The organism is Xanthobacter sp. AM11, assembly GCF_047444035.1.
In the GTDB taxonomy this organism is placed as follows: Bacteria; Pseudomonadota; Alphaproteobacteria; order Rhizobiales; family Xanthobacteraceae; genus Xanthobacter.
Map to the genome: position 1 here is coordinate 4,474,449 of NZ_JBLAOA010000001.1, position 15,285 is coordinate 4,489,733.

General features: G+C 72.4%; 17 protein-coding genes. 7 read left to right on the forward strand and 10 right to left on the reverse strand.

The features are described from left to right. The first annotated feature begins 92 nt into the window (after nucleotides 1-92). From ACI7BZ_RS20515 to msrP, 5 genes are all read left to right on the forward strand, one after another. Nucleotides 93-1,295: a pyridoxal phosphate-dependent aminotransferase gene (locus ACI7BZ_RS20515; protein ID WP_414118978.1), complete on the forward strand. Its 1,203-nt coding sequence runs from the start codon at nucleotides 93-95 to the stop codon at nucleotides 1,293-1,295. Nucleotides 1,296-1,430: 135 nt separating this feature from the next. After that, on the forward strand, nucleotides 1,431-1,904 hold the full coding sequence (locus tag ACI7BZ_RS20520) for a DUF992 domain-containing protein (RefSeq protein WP_414118979.1): 474 nt from the start codon (nucleotides 1,431-1,433) through the stop codon (nucleotides 1,902-1,904). 226 nt (nucleotides 1,905-2,130) lie between these two features. Further along, entirely contained in the window at nucleotides 2,131-2,631 is a 501-nt protein-coding gene (locus ACI7BZ_RS20525) for a DUF992 domain-containing protein (protein WP_414118980.1), read from the forward strand. 138 nt (nucleotides 2,632-2,769) lie between these two features. Next, entirely contained in the window at nucleotides 2,770-3,264 is a 495-nt protein-coding gene (locus tag ACI7BZ_RS20530; protein ID WP_414118981.1) for a DUF992 domain-containing protein, read from the forward strand. A 92-nt stretch (nucleotides 3,265-3,356) separates the two neighbouring features. Beyond that, nucleotides 3,357-4,325: a protein-methionine-sulfoxide reductase catalytic subunit MsrP gene (gene msrP, locus ACI7BZ_RS20535; protein WP_414118982.1), complete on the forward strand. Its 969-nt coding sequence runs from the start codon at nucleotides 3,357-3,359 to the stop codon at nucleotides 4,323-4,325. Nucleotides 4,326-4,427: 102 nt separating this feature from the next. Here the strand turns inward: msrP and ACI7BZ_RS20540 are convergent, their stop codons facing one another. Next, the gene (locus ACI7BZ_RS20540) at nucleotides 4,428-5,657 is read right to left on the reverse strand and encodes a type III PLP-dependent enzyme domain-containing protein (RefSeq protein WP_414119227.1); all 1,230 of its coding nucleotides are present in this window, start codon (nucleotides 5,655-5,657) and stop codon (nucleotides 4,428-4,430) included. A gap of 1,013 nt (nucleotides 5,658-6,670) precedes the next feature. On the opposite strand from ACI7BZ_RS20540, the gene ACI7BZ_RS20545 reads away from it, so the two are divergent. Then, nucleotides 6,671-7,330 carry a 5'-methylthioadenosine/S-adenosylhomocysteine nucleosidase gene (locus ACI7BZ_RS20545; protein WP_414118983.1) on the forward strand — a complete coding sequence of 220 codons (660 nt, stop codon included), beginning with the start codon at nucleotides 6,671-6,673 and terminating at the stop codon, nucleotides 7,328-7,330. Next, nucleotides 7,327-8,628 carry an RsmB/NOP family class I SAM-dependent RNA methyltransferase gene (locus tag ACI7BZ_RS20550; RefSeq protein WP_414118984.1) on the forward strand — a complete coding sequence of 434 codons (1,302 nt, stop codon included), beginning with the start codon at nucleotides 7,327-7,329 and terminating at the stop codon, nucleotides 8,626-8,628. The genes ACI7BZ_RS20545 and ACI7BZ_RS20550 overlap by 4 nt, the downstream gene beginning before the upstream one ends. Nucleotides 8,629-8,697: 69 nt before the next feature. On the opposite strand, the gene ACI7BZ_RS20555 is transcribed toward ACI7BZ_RS20550, so the two are convergent. Genes ACI7BZ_RS20555 through ACI7BZ_RS20595 form a run of 9 tightly spaced genes read right to left on the reverse strand, consistent with a single transcriptional unit; the run spans nucleotide 8,698 to nucleotide 15,284 of the window. Next, entirely contained in the window at nucleotides 8,698-9,417 is a 720-nt protein-coding gene (locus ACI7BZ_RS20555) for a hypothetical protein (protein ID WP_414118985.1), read from the reverse strand. Then, nucleotides 9,414-9,953, reverse strand: coding sequence for a type II secretion system protein GspM (gene gspM, locus ACI7BZ_RS20560; protein WP_414118986.1), 540 nt, complete (start codon nucleotides 9,951-9,953; stop codon nucleotides 9,414-9,416). Before gspM ends, ACI7BZ_RS20555 begins: the two co-directional genes overlap by 4 nt. Continuing rightward, a complete protein-coding gene (locus ACI7BZ_RS20565; RefSeq protein WP_414118987.1) occupies nucleotides 9,950-11,002 on the reverse strand; it encodes a PilN domain-containing protein in 1,053 nt (350 codons plus the stop codon). The genes gspM and ACI7BZ_RS20565 overlap by 4 nt, the downstream gene beginning before the upstream one ends. 49 nt (nucleotides 11,003-11,051) lie before the next feature. After that, entirely contained in the window at nucleotides 11,052-11,963 is a 912-nt protein-coding gene (locus ACI7BZ_RS20570) for a type II secretion system minor pseudopilin (protein WP_414118988.1), read from the reverse strand. After that, the gene (locus tag ACI7BZ_RS20575) at nucleotides 11,960-12,709 is read right to left on the reverse strand and encodes a PulJ/GspJ family protein (RefSeq protein WP_414118989.1); all 750 of its coding nucleotides are present in this window, start codon (nucleotides 12,707-12,709) and stop codon (nucleotides 11,960-11,962) included. The genes ACI7BZ_RS20570 and ACI7BZ_RS20575 overlap by 4 nt, the downstream gene beginning before the upstream one ends. Beyond that, nucleotides 12,706-13,104 (reverse strand): prepilin-type N-terminal cleavage/methylation domain-containing protein, encoded by a 399-nt coding sequence (locus tag ACI7BZ_RS20580; protein ID WP_414118990.1) that lies wholly within the window; start codon nucleotides 13,102-13,104, stop codon nucleotides 12,706-12,708. Before ACI7BZ_RS20580 ends, ACI7BZ_RS20575 begins: the two co-directional genes overlap by 4 nt. Beyond that, nucleotides 13,091-13,585, reverse strand: a complete 495-nt coding sequence (locus ACI7BZ_RS20585; protein ID WP_414118991.1) for a prepilin-type N-terminal cleavage/methylation domain-containing protein — start codon at nucleotides 13,583-13,585, stop codon at nucleotides 13,091-13,093. The genes ACI7BZ_RS20580 and ACI7BZ_RS20585 overlap by 14 nt, the downstream gene beginning before the upstream one ends. Continuing rightward, nucleotides 13,582-14,049: a type II secretion system major pseudopilin GspG gene (gspG, locus tag ACI7BZ_RS20590; protein WP_414118992.1), complete on the reverse strand. Its 468-nt coding sequence runs from the start codon at nucleotides 14,047-14,049 to the stop codon at nucleotides 13,582-13,584. The genes ACI7BZ_RS20585 and gspG overlap by 4 nt, the downstream gene beginning before the upstream one ends. A gap of 23 nt (nucleotides 14,050-14,072) precedes the next feature. Continuing rightward, nucleotides 14,073-15,284 carry a type II secretion system F family protein gene (locus ACI7BZ_RS20595; RefSeq protein ID WP_414118993.1) on the reverse strand — a complete coding sequence of 404 codons (1,212 nt, stop codon included), beginning with the start codon at nucleotides 15,282-15,284 and terminating at the stop codon, nucleotides 14,073-14,075. Nucleotide 15,285 lies beyond the last annotated feature (1 nt).

Genomic DNA, 15,285 nt, shown 5'->3' on the forward strand with positions numbered 1-15,285 from the left:
GGCCGTGTCCCGCCCGTCTTCGCGTCCAACCCTGTAAGGCCCTGCTCCGCCGGCATGTCCGTGCGGCAGGGCACGTCCGGAGCCCCAAGGCCATGAGCCTCATCTCGTCCGCATTGAAGCGCATCAAGCCCTCCCAGACCATCGCCATTTCCAACAAGGCGCGGGAGCTGAAGGCGGCGGGGCGGGACATCATCGCGCTGTCGGCCGGCGAGCCGGACTTCGACACGCCGGAGAACATCAAGGAAGCCGCCATTGCCGCCATCCGCCGCGGCGAAACCAAGTATACCGCCGTGGACGGCATTCCCGAGCTGAAGGCCGCCATCTGCCGCAAGTTCAAGCGCGACAACGGCCTCGACTACAAGCCCTCGCAGGTGTCCGTGGGCACCGGCGGCAAGCAGGTGCTGTTCAATGCGCTGGTGGCCACGGTGGATGCCGGCGACGAGGTGATCATCCCCGCGCCCTACTGGGTGAGCTATCCCGATATCGTCGAATTCTGCGGCGGCAAGCCCGTGCCGGCGATGACCCGCATCGAGGACAATTTCAAGCTCCGCCCCGAGGTGCTGGAAGCGGCGATCACGCCGAAGACCAAGTGGCTTATCTTCAACTCGCCCTCCAACCCTTCGGGCGCGGCCTATACCTTCGACGAACTGAAGGCGCTCACCGATGTGCTGGTGAAGCATCCCCATGTGTGGGTCCTCACCGACGACATGTACGAACACCTCGTCTATGACGACTTCAAGTTCGTCACCCCGGCGCAGGTGGAGCCTGCCCTCTACGACCGCACCCTCACCATGAACGGCGTGTCGAAGACCTATTGCATGACCGGCTGGCGCATCGGCTACGCGGCCGGTCCGGAGGCCCTCATCAAGGCCATGGGGACCCTGCAGTCGCAGTCCACCTCCAACCCCTCCTCCATCGCCCAGTGGGCGGCGCTGGAAGCCCTCGACGGACCGCAGGACTTCATTGCCCGCAACAATGCGGTGTTCAAGGAGCGGCGGGACCTCGTGGTGTCCATGCTCAACCAGGCGAACGGCCTCACCTGCCCGAAGCCCGAAGGCGCCTTCTATGTGTTCCCGTCCTGCGCCGGCACCATCGGCAAGACCACGGCCTCGGGCGTGAAGATCGAGACCGACGAGGACTTCGCCACTCAGCTGCTGGAGGCGGAAGGCGTTGCCGTGGTGCATGGTTCCGCCTTCGGCCTCGGCCCGGCATTCCGCATTTCCTATGCCACGGCCACCTCGGATCTTGAGGAAGCCTGCCGGCGCATTCAGCGCTTCTGCGGCTCCCTGAGCTGAAACGGGCACAGTCCTTCGAAAAAAGGAACTTGTACCCCTTTGAAGCGTTGGCGCAGCGGTGAAGTCTGGGCTAAGGCTTCGCAGTCGTCGGGTGCAGGGATAAACCCGCCCGCTTCCTACAGGAGGAACGACATCATGAAGACTCTTCTCAAGGCCGGTCTTGCGGCCGTTGCCCTGCTCGCCGCCGGTTCGCTGCCCGCTTCCGCGCAGTCGCGCGTTCAGGTCGGCACGCTGGTCTGCAACCTCGCGCCGAACATCAGCTTCGTCATCGGCTCCGTGCGCGAGATGAGCTGCGCCTTCCGTCCGTCCGCTCGCGGCGTCAAGGGCGGGTCCTACCAGGGCACCGTCACCCGCGTCGGCCTCGACATCGGCTTCAGCGGCGCCGGCGAGCTGGTGTGGGCCGTGTTCGCGCCGTCCGCGAGCGTGGCCAAGGGCGCTCTGCGTGGCACCTATGTGGGTGCTTCCAGCAATGCTTCCATCGGCGTGGGCCTCGGCGCCAACGTGCTGGTGGGCGGCTCGCAGAACACCTTCGCGCTGCAGCCCCTCTCCGTGCAGGGCCAGACCGGCCTCAATCTCGCCCTCGGCGTTTCCGGCCTGACGCTGCGCTGATTCGGTCGGCGTGCCCGCGCGGGAGCCGGCCCGAAGGGCCGCTTCCGTCACGGCAGGCCATCGGGTCCAGCCAATTCTGCCGCGCCCCCGCATCGCCGGGGGCGCAAGCATTTCCGGGGCGCCGCGCAGCATCGGCGCCCATCCCCGCCGGGGCACGGCCCACCCCCCTGTTGCTTCCGCCCGGACCGCGAAGTAGGTCTCGGGGGACCTAACCTGGGGACCCTCCATGCGCGCTTCGCCCGTCGCCATCGCCGCACTTGCCATGTCCGTGCTCGCCGGTGCCGCCAGCCCGGCGGCGGCCCAGTCCGCCGCCAAGGTCCAGTCGGGCATGCTGGTGTGCAAGGTTGCCCCGTCCGTGGGCTTCGTGCTCGGCTCCATGCGCGAGATGATGTGCGAGTTCCGCAACACCAGCGTGCAGCCTTATGTGGTGAAGTCGCGCTACAAAGGCACCATTGCCCGCTTTGGTATCGACATCGGCGTCCTCGCCGCCGACACCCTCGCCTGGGCGGTGTTCGCCCCCACGGCGAATCCGGTGCCGAGCGACATCGCCGGCACCTATGTGGGCGTCTCGGCGGATGCCGCCTGGACCATCGGCGGCGGCACCAATGTCCTGCTCGGCGGCTCCAACAACCAGATCGCCCTGCAGACCGTCTCCCTGGAGGGGATGATCGGCGCCGACGTGGCGGTCGGCGTCGCCGACCTCACGCTGGTTCTGCTGCCGAACTGAAGCGCCTGCCCCGGTTTTCCGGCAGCTTGCGCTTGCATTGAGGCGGATGCGGGCGCAACCCTCGCGACGGGCGCGGGTCCGGTGGTTCGCGTGCAAGGGTGCGTGCCGCGGGGTGCGCGGCCTTCTGGGGGCGCAGACATGCACCGTTTTCTTCCGATCCTGGCGGCGGGAGCAGCGCTTGCGGGCGTTGCTCATGCGGCCGGCACATCTGACATGCCGCAGGTTTCGGCCGGCCTGCTGGAATGCCGGGGCGAGTTCGCCACCGGCTACGGTTTCGGCTCCAGCCGGAAGGTGCGGTGCGAGTTCCGCCCCTCCCTGGGCACCAACCATTATTACGCCGGCACGCTCGACCGCGTGGGGCTCGATTTCGGCATCTCGGACCAGGGCAGCATGCTCTGGGCGGTCCTCGCCACCTCGGCGCAGGTGGACCCCGGGGCGCTGGCCGGAAAGTATGTGGGTCTTTCCACCGGCTTCGCGCTGGGTCCCGGCTTTTCCGCCAACATGCTGGCCTCGCAGGACGCGACCCGGCAGGTGACGCTGCAGCCGCTCAGCATCTCCGCCGACAGTGGCCTCAGCCTCTCCATTGCCGGGGCCACGCTCACCCTGGAACCTTCGGTGCCGCACCACCAATAGGGCGCTCACGCGCCGGTGAGCGGCTACACGCCCGTTTGACTTGCTCCTCCCCCACCCTGCCGGGATCTTACCGCCCGAACGGAGGACGAGGGATGCATATTCGGCGCAGGCGTGGCTGGGAAATTCCGGAGGCACTGGCAACCCCCGAGGCGGTCTATCTTTCGCGGCGGGGCGTGCTGGGGGCTGGCGCCGCCATGCTTGCGGGCGGGGTGATGGCGGGACCCGCCGCAGCCCAAAGGGTCGGCGATGCGGCGGACCCTTCCGCCGGCCTCTATCCGGCGGCGCAGAACCCGCGCTACACCCTCGACCGCCCGGTCACGCCGGAGGCGAAAGCCAGCGTGGTCAACAATTACTACGAGTTCAGCTACGGCAAGAACGTTGCCCCCTCCATGACCCGCTTCCAGCGCCGCCCCTGGCTGGTGAAGATCGACGGACTCGTTGAAAAACCTCAGGAACTCGGCATAGACGACCTGCTGAAGAAGGTGCAGCTGGAAGAGCGGCTCTACCGCCACCGCTGCGTGGAGGCGTGGTCCATGGCGGTGCCCTGGACCGGCTTTGCCATGAAGGACCTGGTGGCCCTGGCCAACCCCGCCTCGGGGGCGAAATATGTGCGGATGGAAACCTTCCTCGATCCGAAAATAGCGCCCAATCAGAAGGACTTCCGCTATCCTTGGCCGTATGTGGAAGGCCTCACCCTGGAGGAGGCGACCAACGAGCTCGCCTTCCTCGTCACCGGGGTCTACGGCAAGCCCGCCCCGAATCAGTTCGGCGCTCCCCTACGTCTGGTAACCCCTTGGAAATATGGCTTCAAATCCATCAAGGGCATCGTCCGCTTCACCTTCACGGACAAGCAGCCGCTCAGCTATTGGGAGGAGGTCCAGGGGGCGGAATACGGCTTCTGGGCGAACGTGAATCCCAAGGTGCCCCATCCCCGCTGGAGCCAGGCGAGCGAGGAGGACATCACCACCGGCGAGCGCCGGCCCACCTTGATCTTCAACGGCTACGGCGCGTTCGTCGCCGATCTCTACAAGGGCCGCGAGAACGCGAAGATCTGGTTCTGAGCCGCCTTGCCGGGGCCGCGGCGGGGCGCGGCTCCAGAGGTTCGACGGCTTCGCCGCCTTCGCCGCGGTGCGCCCGCGCGGACCGGCCGCCGGCGCCCCTCCTCACGCCTCCACCACCCCCCGCCGCTCCGGCTCGGCGAAGCCCTCCGGGGCGTCGCCGGCCTCGAACGGGGTGGCCACCTCCACGAAGGTATCCGGGTAAAATCCGTTGAAGCGGGTGCGCAGGGCGAGGGAATAGGCGCCGATGTGGCCGATCTCGATCCAGTCGCCGGTGTCCACGCTCTCCGGCAGGTAGAAGGGGCGGGAGAGCACGTCCACGCTGTCGCAGGTGGCGCCGTAGATGCGGAAGGGCTCCATGCGCCCGGCCCGGCCGGGCCGGCGGCGGCGGGCGGGATCGGGAATGTGGCGCACGGGAAGCAGGATCTTGCCGGTCCACGAATCGGACAAAGAGGACCACACCCCGTCGTTGATATAAAGCCGCTGCCCCTTCTTCAGCAGCACCCGCACGATGACCGAGAAGGCGCGGGCGACGATGACGCGCCCCGGCTCCGCCACCAGCGGCGTTGCGCCGAAGCCCCTCGCCTCCACCGCGGCCATGAGGCCGGCGATGATGTCGGCCAGCGGCGGCATGAGGGGGGCGGGCCGGCGCGGGTCGCGGGCATAGGTGGCGGGAAAGCCGCCGCCCACGTCGAGGGCCACCACCGGCACGCCGGCGGCGTCGCGCACCTCGGCTGCCACCGCCACGGCGCGGGAATAGGTGTCGGCATCCTCCACCTGGCTGCCCACATGGAAGGCGATGCCGCAGCGGATGCCGAGGGCGTCGATGCGCTGCAGCAGCTCGGCCGCATGGCCCGGCGCCGCACCGAACTTCTTGGACAATTCATAGGCCGCCTCCCCCCGCGAGGCGATGCGCACGAACAAGGTGAGGTCCTGCGGATCAAGATCGAGCGCCCGCACGATGCGCAGGATCTTGGCCACCTCGTCCTCATGGTCGAGCACGGTGGTGCGGATGGCGTAGCGCTCCAGCGCCAGGCGGATGTCCGACTGGGCCTTCACCGGATGCATGTAGAGCAGCTCCGCCCCGGGCGCGGCGGCGCGGGCGGCGGCGAATTCCGCCGGGCTCGCCACGTCGAAGGCGCCGATGCCCGCGCGCGCCAGCACGTCGAGGACCATGGGCTCGCCATTGGTCTTCACCGCATAGGCGGTCTTGCCGGGGAAGGCGGAAAGGAAGGCGGCGGCATCCGCCGCCAGCACCTGCGGACGGAAGCAATAGACCGGAGAATCGGGGCGCAGCTCCAGCGCCGCCTCCCGCCCGCTGGAAAAGCACGGCAGGGCCGCCCGCCCGCCGCCGCCCGGCGAAGGGGCGGCGCCGCCGGGGACGGCAGGGATCGACTGCGGCATGGGGCCTCCCGATCATCGTGAAGGAGAGCGTGGTCCGGCTCTCCCATCCACACCAGCGGCTCACCGGCGGGGCGGCAAGCCCCTCCCGCCTGATGCCGGACGAGTCCGGCCCGCGCCCGCCCGGCGTGAACAGAGCCACAGTCGCGGCGGAGCGCGGCAAGGGCAAGGCGAATGGCCCCACGCCACGGTGGCTGCCCCCACCTCGGCTGGAAACGCGGCACCGCCCCAAAGCCCTCTCCCGCCTGCGGGGGAGGGTTGGGATGGGGCAGACCTTTTGGGAGGGGGCAGACCTTTTGGGAAGGGGGCAGACCTTGCGGCCCGACACCGCCGCGCCTTGGGGAAGCGCCCCTCTCCTTCTCCTTCTCCTTCTCCTTCTCCTTCTCCTTCTCCTTCTCCTTCTCCTTCCCCTTCCCCTTCCCCTTCCCCTTCCCCTTCCCGGCCCTCCCCCACCCCGGCGTGACCGCGGCACCGCCCACAGCCCTCTCCCGCCTGCGGGGGAGGGTTGGGAGGGGGCAGACCTTTTGGGAAGGGGGCAGACCTTGCGGCCCGACACCGCCGCGCCTTGGGGAAGCGCCCCCTCCCCTTCCCCTTCCCCTTCCCCCTCCCCGGCCATCCCCCGCCCGAAGCCGGATGTTTCCGGCTTCGGTGCCTCCCCTGCCCGAAGCCGGATGTTTCCGGCTTCGGTGCCTCCCCTGCCCGAAGCCGGATGTTTCCGGCTTCGGTGCCTCCCCTGCCCGAAGCCGGATGTTTCCGGCTTCGGTTGCTCGATCCGAACGCCGCTTCCGCGCAGTTCGTCCGGGAGAGGGGGTTGCGCCGGTGCCCGGACGAACCGCTGGTCTCAAAGGCTCAAAGCGGGGGCGATTGACAGGAGGCGGCCGGCAGCGGAGGAGTGGCGTTTTGCGCCCGGGCGTTCGCGCCGCCGGGCCCCATGGACCACGGACCCAATGGACGACCCAGCCCGCCACCTTCTGCCCGTCGGCGGCCATTCCGTTCTGTTCGTCATGGCGACGAGCCAGGAATACGGGCCCCACCTGAAGCGCCGCATCGACCCGCTCATCACCGGCGTCGGGCCGGTGGAGGCGGCGGTGGAGACCGCCCGCGCCCTCGCCACCCTCGCCCAGTGCGGCCGCCTGCCCGATCTCGTCATCACCCTCGGCTCAGCCGGATCGCGCCGGCTGGACCATGCGGAAGTCTACCAGGTGGCGCGCGTCGCCTATCGCGACATGGACGCCTCCGCCCTCGGCTTCGAGCGGGGCCGCACCCCCTTCCTGGACGAGCCGGCGGTCGTCGAGCTGCCCCACCGCATCGCCGGCGTGCCGGAGGCGTCCCTGTCCACCGGCGGGGCCATCATCTCCGGCGCGGCCTATGACGCCATCGCCGAGGACATGGTGGACATGGAGAGCTTCGCCGTGCTGCGCGCCGCCCGCCGCTTCGGCCTGCCGCTGCTGGGGCTGCGCGGCATCAGCGACGGCAAGGCCGAGCTTTCGGGCTTCGGGGACTGGACGCAATACCTTCACATCATCGACGAGAAGCTCGCCGCCGCCCTGGACCTGTTCGCCAGCCAGGTGGAAGCCGGCACGCTCGCCCCCCGGGACCCGAAATGACGCCAGCCGCACGCCTTTCCGCCGCCATCGAGATTCTCGCCGACGTTGCCGCGCGCCGCCGCCCGGTTTCCGATGCGCTGAAGGACTGGGGCCTCGCCCACCGCTTCGCCGGCTCCGGCGACCGGGCCGCCATCGCCGGCCTCATCTACGACACCCTGCGGCGGCGCGCCTCGGCGGCGCATGTCATGGGGTCGGAGGAGCCGCGCGCGCTGGTGTTGGGCATGCTGGTGCTCATGCGCGGCCTCGACGCCGCCGCCATCGGGCTTCTGGCGGACGGCGGCCGCTTCGCCCCCGCCCCCCTGACCGCGGACGAGCAGGCGCGCCTTGCCGCGCCGGACCTTGCCGGCGCCCCCCCCTTCGTGCGCGGCGACTATCCCCAGTGGCTGCATGCCTCCCTGCGCCACGTCTTCGGCGAGGATGCGGTGGCGGAGGGCCAGGCGCTGGCCGCCCGCGCCCCCCTCGACCTGCGGGTGAACACGCTGAAGGGCGACCCGGAGGCGGCGCGCGCCGCCCTCGCCCATCTCCATCCCGGCCCCGGCCGCTTCTCCCCCCTCGCCCTGCGCATCGTGCTGGACGCCGAGGGCAAGGCGCCGCCGGTGACCTCCGAGCCCGCCTTCCTGAAGGGCGAGGTGGAGGTCCAGGACGAGGGCTCCCAGCTCGCCGCCATCATCGCCCAGCCCCTGCCGGGCACGCAGGTGCTGGACCTGTGCGCGGGCGCCGGGGGCAAGACGCTGGAATTCGCCGCCCTCATGGACAACAAGGGCCAGCTCTACGCCCACGATTCCGACATCCGCCGGCTCAAGCCCATGCACGAGCGGCTGGCCCGCGCCGGCGTGCGCAACGTGCAGGTGCGCAGCCCGCGCGGCGCCGAGGACGTGCTGGCGGACCTGGAAGGCCACATGGACCTGGTGCTGGTGGATGCCCCCTGCACCGGCACCGGCACCTGGCGGCGCAATCCCGACGCCAAATGGCGCGTGCGCCCCGGCGCGCTGGCCCAGCGCGTGGCCGAGCAGGCGAAGATCCTGGAGGACGCCGCCCGCTACGTGCGGCCGGGCGGGCGGCTGGCTTATGTCACCTGCTCCCTGCTGGACGAGGAGAACGGCGCCCAGGTCCGCGCCCTCCTCGCCAAGCGCGAGGCCTTCCATGCCGTGCCACCGGCCGAGACGGTGCTGGCGCTGGGCAGCCGGGGGCAGGCCCTGCGCGAGGCCGCCCTCGTCACCCGCGAGGGCCTGCTGATGACGCCGCGGCGCACCGGCACGGACGGCTTCTTCGTCAGCGTGATGAAGCGGGCGGGGTAGCGCGCGAGCCGCCCCACCGGCGGCAAGGGCCCGGCGAGGCGGGGCGGCGCCCTCCGGCCACGGCCGGCGTCAGTGGCTTGAATCGAGATCCGACGGCGAGGGCGGCGGGCGGCGCGGGGTGACGATGCGCGGCGAGGGGGCATTTGCCGCGCCCGGCCGGGCCGCCGCGAACGGACCCTCCGCCCCGCGCCCCGGCGCCGCGGCCGGTCCCGGGGCATTGCGCGGCGGCAAGGCGAGCACCACGCTGCCGGCGCCGCCGCTGAATTCCACCGAGCGCAGGTTGACCGTGCGCAGCGTCCAGCCCTCGTGCACCTCGCCGACCCTCAGGCGCACCACCGCATTGCTGGACGGGTCGGTGAAGATGCCGAAGCCCCCGGCGGGGCTCACCACCGTGCCCATCAGCGAAAGCCGCGGACGCGCCGGCGGCGCCGGCGGGGCGGGGGCCGCGGGCGGTGGCGGCGGCGCGGTGCCCACCGTGGGCGGCGCGCGGCGGGAGGGCGTGAACAGCGGGCGCTCGCGCGTTTCGGAAAGCGCCTCCACCGGCACCGCCCACAGGGGATTGCCGCGCAGCTCGCCCGCGCCGCGTGCCGATGGCCCGGCCCCGTCGCGCATCTCCACCCGGGGCGGGGGCGGCAGGCCGGCATCATCCGCCGCCCGGGCGGCGCCCGCGGCGCACAGGGCCGGCAAGAGGGCCAGCACGAGGGCCAGTACGAGGGCCAGGAGCGCAGCCCGCACCCGGGCCGCCGCGTCGGCGCGGGGCCGTCCCGCGTGCAGCATCCCGGGCGTCATCGCGCGCCCTGCCATCGGCCGTATACGGTCAGCGTCGCCTGCATGCGCGCCTCATCCTCTTCGCCGGCCTCCTGCTGCCCCTGCACCAGCAGCGGGTCCACGAACAGGAACGGCTGGCCGGCCTCGATATCATACAGCAGGATCTGCAGATCGGGCGGGGCGATCTCCACGCTCACCGCCACCGCGACGAAACCCGGCCCGAAGGCCGCGGGGGCCAGGTCCACCCGCGCGGAGGTGATGCGCCCGCCGGCCCGGTCCACGGCGGCGGTCACCCGCTCCACCAGCGCGGCGCCCGCCACCGTCACGCTCTCGCCCTCCAGCATCGGCGCCGCCGATGCCGCCTCGCTGCCCGGGCCGGAGTGCGCCTTGCGCCCGTCCAGGCGGTCCAGCAGTTCCTGCGCCTCGGCCAGAGCGGCGCGGCGGGCGAGCAGGTCGGTCACCGCGCCGACGGCGAGGCTGCACAGGCCGGCGACCAGCACGCCATAGCCCAGCGCCGCCAGGGTCATGGCGCGGGCGGAACGGGGAGCGGACATCATCGCGGAACCTCGAACGGCAGGGTGATGCGCGCCTCGATCTGGAACCGCTCGCCGCGGTCGCCGGGCTGGCGCGTGGTGGGCGCGATGAAGGTGGCGGCGGAGAACCGCCGCGACTGCTCCAGCAGGCGCACGAGGGAGGGCGCGTCCAGGGAGACGCCGGTGAGCTCCACCTTGTCGCCGGCCATCTGCAGCGCGGTGAGGTGGGTGTGATCGGGCAGCATCTGCGACAGCGCCTCCAGCACCAGCACCGCGGGCGCCCGCTCGCGCTTCAGCTGCTCCAGCAGCCGCAGCCCCGCCCCGTCGGCGCCCTGCCCGTCGCGGGCGGCGGCGATGGCGCGGCGGTGGGCGGCGATGCGCTGGTTCACCCCCTCCAGCTCGGCATCGAGGCCCGCCCCGGCGAATTTGGCGCCCACGCTGACGAGGCCCGCCCCCACCGCCGCCACGCCGAGCACCGCCAGCAGCACCTGCCGCACGCGGCCGACCGCGGGCACGCCCTTGCCCGGCCCGGCGAGGAGGGGGAGCAGCGCGCCGTCCGCCTCGTCCCGGGTGCACAGCTCCACATGGGCGACGCCCAGCGCGCGCAGCGCATCCAGGCAGGGGGCGAGGCGCGCGCGCGCCGTCGCCGCCACCATGACGCGGATGCGCTCGTCCCCGGTGGCGGCGGGGGCGGTCCAGCCATAGGCGGCTTCGCCTGCGGACCAGGGGGTCAGGCGGTCGATCTGCGAGCGGACGATGCCGTCGAGGAAGGCCGTCGCCCCCTGCGGCAGGTCGAGGGGGCGGAACAGGAAGCGGGCGGGATCGAGCACCAGCTCCACGTCGCGCCCCTTCAACGCGGCGGAGAGCGCGGCGGGCGCCGGCCCCGCGCCGAGGGGAAACGGCGCGCCGGCCGCCCCCGCCAGCCGGAAGGCGCCGGCGCCGTCCTCCTCGATGCGCAGGGCGCGCACGCGCCCGATGCGCGCCTGCAGCGCCAGCACCGCCGCGGCGGCAAGGTCGATGAAGACGGAGAAGCCGTCGACGAGGCGGGTCAGGGGGTTGGCGGCCGAAGTCATGGTGTCACCGAAGCGGAGAGCGTCGCGGAAGGCGTGCGGGGCGGCGCCGTCATGGCCCTGCCCCCCGTGCCGGGGCCGGGGGCGGGTCGCCATCCTCGCGCCAGGTGAGGACGCGGTAGGGGTCCGCGCCGAAATCGCGCAGCAGGATCACCGCCTCCGCGCCGCGGCGGCGGCCGCCGTCGAAGGCGATCCGAACCTTGATGCGCGCGGTGTCGCCGGCCTTTGTGGTGGTGCCGGCGGCGCTGGCCACCACCTCCCCGTCGCCGCCCTCGGCGCCGGGAGTGGCCTTTTCCAGCGCCAGGCGCACCGGCGCTTCGGCGATCTTCCCGTTCACCTGCCCCCGCCCGCTATAGACCGTGAGATAGGGCAGCGCCGCCGCCACCAGGGCCGGCGGCAGTCCGGCCACGCGCCAGATCTCCTCCACATGCACGAACGGGCCGCCGCGCGGCCGCTGGCCTTCCCCGGCCGGCGCGTCGCCGAGGGTGGGGGCCTCGCCGAGGATGGGGGCGCCCTGGGGCGAGCGCCAGGCGGCGATCCGCTCCGCATGCTGGCTTGCGGCCTCCGGCGCGGCGCCGAGGGCGGTGAACAGGCCGGCCATCAGCTCGCGGGAGGCGGCGTTGATGTCGATGCGCGCGGCCTCGTCGGTGAAGGCGGCGGAAATATTGGCCCCGCCCATGCGGAAGCGCACCTCGCCGCGGGTGGGGCGCTGCTCCTTCGGGGTGGCCACGAGGCGCAGCGCGGCCAGCTCCACCGCCGCCGAGGCAAGGCCGTGGGCGGCCAGCGCCTCGGTGCGCACCGCGGCGGCCGAGGCGGTGTCGGAGACATAGACCGCATAGATGGAGACGAAGGTGGCGAGCGCGGCGAGAATCCACAGCACCACCACCAGCACGAAGCCATCCTCGGCGGTGCGCGCCCGGCGGGGGCGGGGCACCGGGCGGGAGGGGGCGGCAGGGCGGGTCATTCCTCGTCCTCCCCCGCGCCGTCCGCCGGGCCATCCGCCGGGCCGTCGTCCTCCGCCTCGGCCTCGGCCTCCTTGCCGTGGGCCATGGGCTTGCCGCACAGGCGGGCATCGGTCTGCGCCAGAACGCAGGCGGCGGGAACCTCGGCGCGGATCTGCACCGCGGTGGAGGCCTCCAGCGCCCGTCCCGACGCGGCATCGCGCACCACCAGGCGGACCGCCCGCGGCAGGGTGTCGGCGTCCATCCAGTCGTCCTGCCACAGGCCGTCGCGCCCGGCATAGGAGAAGCTGATGCGGAACGGCCAGCGCAGCAGCGCCACCGGCGGGCCGAGGGCCGGGGCCTCCTGCGCCTGCGCCACCGGCCCGTAGGGCGACGCCCGCCGCGCCAAAGCGGCCGCGCGCCCCGCGCCGGCCGGCGCCAGCTCCACCACCTCCAGCCCCGGCATCGCATTGGGCCCAAGGGCGCTGCGCACGAAGGTGACGGCGCCCGCCGTGCCCATGAACAGCGGCTTGCCGGTCTTCACGGTGGCCGGCACGAATTCGGCGGCGGACAGGTCGGCGGCCATGCGGTCCAGGGCGAGGCCGAGCAGCTCGCTCTGCTGCACGCGGTCCAGCCCCCGGCGCCAGGCGGGCAGCCATTTGGCCGTCACCATGCCGATGGCGGCGAGCACCAGGCCGGTGAGGGTCATGGCCACCAGCACCTCGATGAGGCTGAAGCCGGCGGCGGCGCGGCGCGCGGAAGGGCTCATTCGGCCGCGCTCCGCACCAGGCGGACGGTTTGCAGAACCACCATCTCGCCCCCCGGCGAGCGCACGCGGATCAGCACGTCCCGCGGCACCCAGCGCCCGCCGCGCGGCATCCCGTCCACCGCCAGGCCGCGCACGTCCATGCGCCAGCGATAGCCGGCGAGATCACCGTCGGTGCGGCCCGGCGCCAGCCGGTCGCGGCCGGGAATGCCGGTCTCCACCGCCTGGGCCGTGGCCAGCAGCGCCACCCGGCGCTCCAGCACGCGGGAGGCGCGGGCATTGCTGCCGGCGAGGGCGGCGATGCTGCCGAGGGCGGCGGCGGCCACCGCCAGCGCCACCAGCACCTCCACCAAAGTGAAGCCGGATTGCCCGCACCGGGCCGGCTCAGGACTGGCCACGGGGCACAATCTCCACTCCTCCGGTCAGCCAGTTCACCCGCACCTCGTAGCCCTGGCCGCCGCGCAGCACCGCCACGGTGCCGCCGCAGGACATGCCCGAAGGCAGGAAGCTGACCGCAGCGCGCACCGGCACGCCGTTGCAGGCGCGCGGCAGCACCGCCTCCATGCGCACGTCGGCCGGCAGCCGCACCACCCGCCGCCCGGCGCCGGAGGCGATGCGCCGGGTGGCCGTATCCACGGTGGTGGACACCGGCACGCCCCGGCGCAGGGCGGCGGTACGGTCGGCCTTGAAGATGGAGGCGGCTTCCACCGCATAGGCTTCCAGGCGCGGGCGCGAGGTGCCCGGCGCCAGCCGCGGCAAGGCGAGGCCGGCGATGGCGGCGACGATGGCGAGGGCGCAGACGATCTCCAGCAGGGTGAAGCCCGCCTCCCCCGGTTCGCGCCCCTCGCCTTGCCCGTCCGGCGCCCGCCCGCCGGTCATTTCGCCCAGCTTGTGATGTCGGCGGCGTTGCCGGTGCCCCCCTCCTGGCCGTCGGCGCCGAGGGAAACGATGTCAAAGGGGCCGTGCTCGCCGGGGGCGCGATAGAGATAGGCCTTGCCCCAGGGGTCGTTGGGCAGCGTGCCGCCCTTCAGATAGGGGCCGTTCCAGGTGGCCACCCCGCCGGGCCGCTGCACCAGCGCGCCGAGGCCCTCGGCGCTGGAGGGATAGCGGCCGGCATCGAGGTAATAGAGGTCGAGGGCGCTGGAGAAGCCCTGGATCTGGATCTTGGCGGTCTTCACCTTGGAATCGCCGAGATAGTTCAGCACCCGCGGCCCCACCAAAGCGACGATGAGGCCGATGATGGTGATGACCACCAGCAGTTCCACCAGCGTATAGCCGGCCTGCGCGGCGCGGCGCCGGCGGCGCGGGCGGGACCGGACGGGGCCGGGGGAAGGGGCAGTCATGGCAGGAGCTGTGTTCACGCTGTTCACCCGATGCTTTGGCTGACCGACAGGAGCGCGGTCATGACCGAGACGATGAGCCCGCCCACCACCACCGAGATGGTGACGATGGCGAGGGGGCCGATGACCGCGACCACCTTGGACAGGGCGCGCTGGAGCTTTTCCTCGTAGAAATCGGCGATGCGGCCCGACAGCAGGGCCAGTTGCCCGGTCTCCTCGCCCAGCCGCAGCATGCGGATGGCCATGGGCGGCAGCACGTCGCCTTCGGCGAAGGCATCGGACAGGCGCCCGCCGTGGCGCACCCGGTCGGATGCCCTGGACCAGACCGAGGCCTCGTCGCCCGCCGACATGACATCGACGATGATGCGCAGCGCCGCCGTCAGCGTCACGCCGTTGCCCAGCAGGATGCCGAGGTTGCGGCAGAACACGGCGGAACGGCGGAACAGCAGCACCGTGCGCACCAGCGGCAGGCGGGCCAGCCCGCCCATGGCCGCGGCCCGCACCCCCGGCCGGCTCAGCGCCAGCGCCAGCGCCAGCGGCAGCAGCACGGCGCCCGCCGCCACCTCGGCGGTGTGGGCCTGCAGCATGTCCGAGAGGTCGAGCAGCATCTCCACGGCGGGATCGAGCTTGGCGCCCATGTCCCGCAGCACGGAGGAGAATTGCGGCATCACGAACAGCAGGAAGAACACCAGAACGCCCCCCGCCGCCACCAGCACGAAGGCGGGATATTGCAGCGCCTCCATCACCTTGCGGCGCAGCGCCTCGGCCCGCGCCCGCTCGGCGGCCAGAAGCTCCAGCATGCGGTCCACCGCGCCGGAGGCCTCGCCCACCCGCACCAGCGCCACATAGACCGGCGGAAACAGCTTCGGCTGGGCGGCGATGGCCTCGGCCAGGCTCTGGCCGCCCAGCACGTCGGCGCGGATCTTCTTCACCACCGGCCGCATGCGCCCGAGGTCGGTGTCGTCGGAGAGCAGCTCCAGCGCCTCGTCGAGCCGCGCGCCGGCCCGCAGCAGCAAGGCGAGATCGCGGGTGAAGAGCGTCACGTCCTCCACCCGCGGCGCGCCGAAGGAGAAGCCGAGGCCGCCCGCCGAGGCCTTCGGCCGCACCGGCGCCGTCTCCACCGGCACCAGGCCGAGGAACTCGATGCGCCGGCGCACCTCCGCTTCGGTGGCGGCGGCGATCTCGCCGCTCACCAATTGGCCGGACTGGGTGAGCGCCCTGTAGCTGAAGGTGGCCATG

Excerpts from the sequence above, each read along its gene's own strand:
- ACI7BZ_RS20515 (WP_414118978.1), top strand. The coding sequence starts at position 93 with ATGAGCCTCATCTCGTCCGCATTGAAGCGCATCAAGCCCTCCCAGACC.
- ACI7BZ_RS20520 (WP_414118979.1), top strand. The coding sequence starts at position 1,431 with ATGAAGACTCTTCTCAAGGCCGGTCTTGCGGCCGTTGCCCTGCTCGCC.
- ACI7BZ_RS20525 (WP_414118980.1), top strand. The coding sequence starts at position 2,131 with ATGCGCGCTTCGCCCGTCGCCATCGCCGCACTTGCCATGTCCGTGCTC.
- ACI7BZ_RS20530 (WP_414118981.1), top strand. The coding sequence starts at position 2,770 with ATGCACCGTTTTCTTCCGATCCTGGCGGCGGGAGCAGCGCTTGCGGGC.
- msrP (WP_414118982.1), top strand. The coding sequence starts at position 3,357 with ATGCATATTCGGCGCAGGCGTGGCTGGGAAATTCCGGAGGCACTGGCA.
- ACI7BZ_RS20545 (WP_414118983.1), top strand. The coding sequence starts at position 6,671 with ATGGACGACCCAGCCCGCCACCTTCTGCCCGTCGGCGGCCATTCCGTT.
- ACI7BZ_RS20550 (WP_414118984.1), top strand. The coding sequence starts at position 7,327 with ATGACGCCAGCCGCACGCCTTTCCGCCGCCATCGAGATTCTCGCCGAC.
- ACI7BZ_RS20555 (WP_414118985.1), bottom strand. The coding sequence starts at position 9,417 with ATGACGCCCGGGATGCTGCACGCGGGACGGCCCCGCGCCGACGCGGCG.
- gspM (WP_414118986.1), bottom strand. The coding sequence starts at position 9,953 with ATGATGTCCGCTCCCCGTTCCGCCCGCGCCATGACCCTGGCGGCGCTG.
- ACI7BZ_RS20565 (WP_414118987.1), bottom strand. The coding sequence starts at position 11,002 with ATGACTTCGGCCGCCAACCCCCTGACCCGCCTCGTCGACGGCTTCTCC.
- ACI7BZ_RS20570 (WP_414118988.1), bottom strand. The coding sequence starts at position 11,963 with ATGACCCGCCCTGCCGCCCCCTCCCGCCCGGTGCCCCGCCCCCGCCGG.
- ACI7BZ_RS20575 (WP_414118989.1), bottom strand. The coding sequence starts at position 12,709 with ATGAGCCCTTCCGCGCGCCGCGCCGCCGCCGGCTTCAGCCTCATCGAG.
- ACI7BZ_RS20585 (WP_414118991.1), bottom strand. The coding sequence starts at position 13,585 with ATGACCGGCGGGCGGGCGCCGGACGGGCAAGGCGAGGGGCGCGAACCG.
- gspG (WP_414118992.1), bottom strand. The coding sequence starts at position 14,049 with ATGACTGCCCCTTCCCCCGGCCCCGTCCGGTCCCGCCCGCGCCGCCGG.
- ACI7BZ_RS20595 (WP_414118993.1), bottom strand. The coding sequence starts at position 15,284 with ATGGCCACCTTCAGCTACAGGGCGCTCACCCAGTCCGGCCAATTGGTG.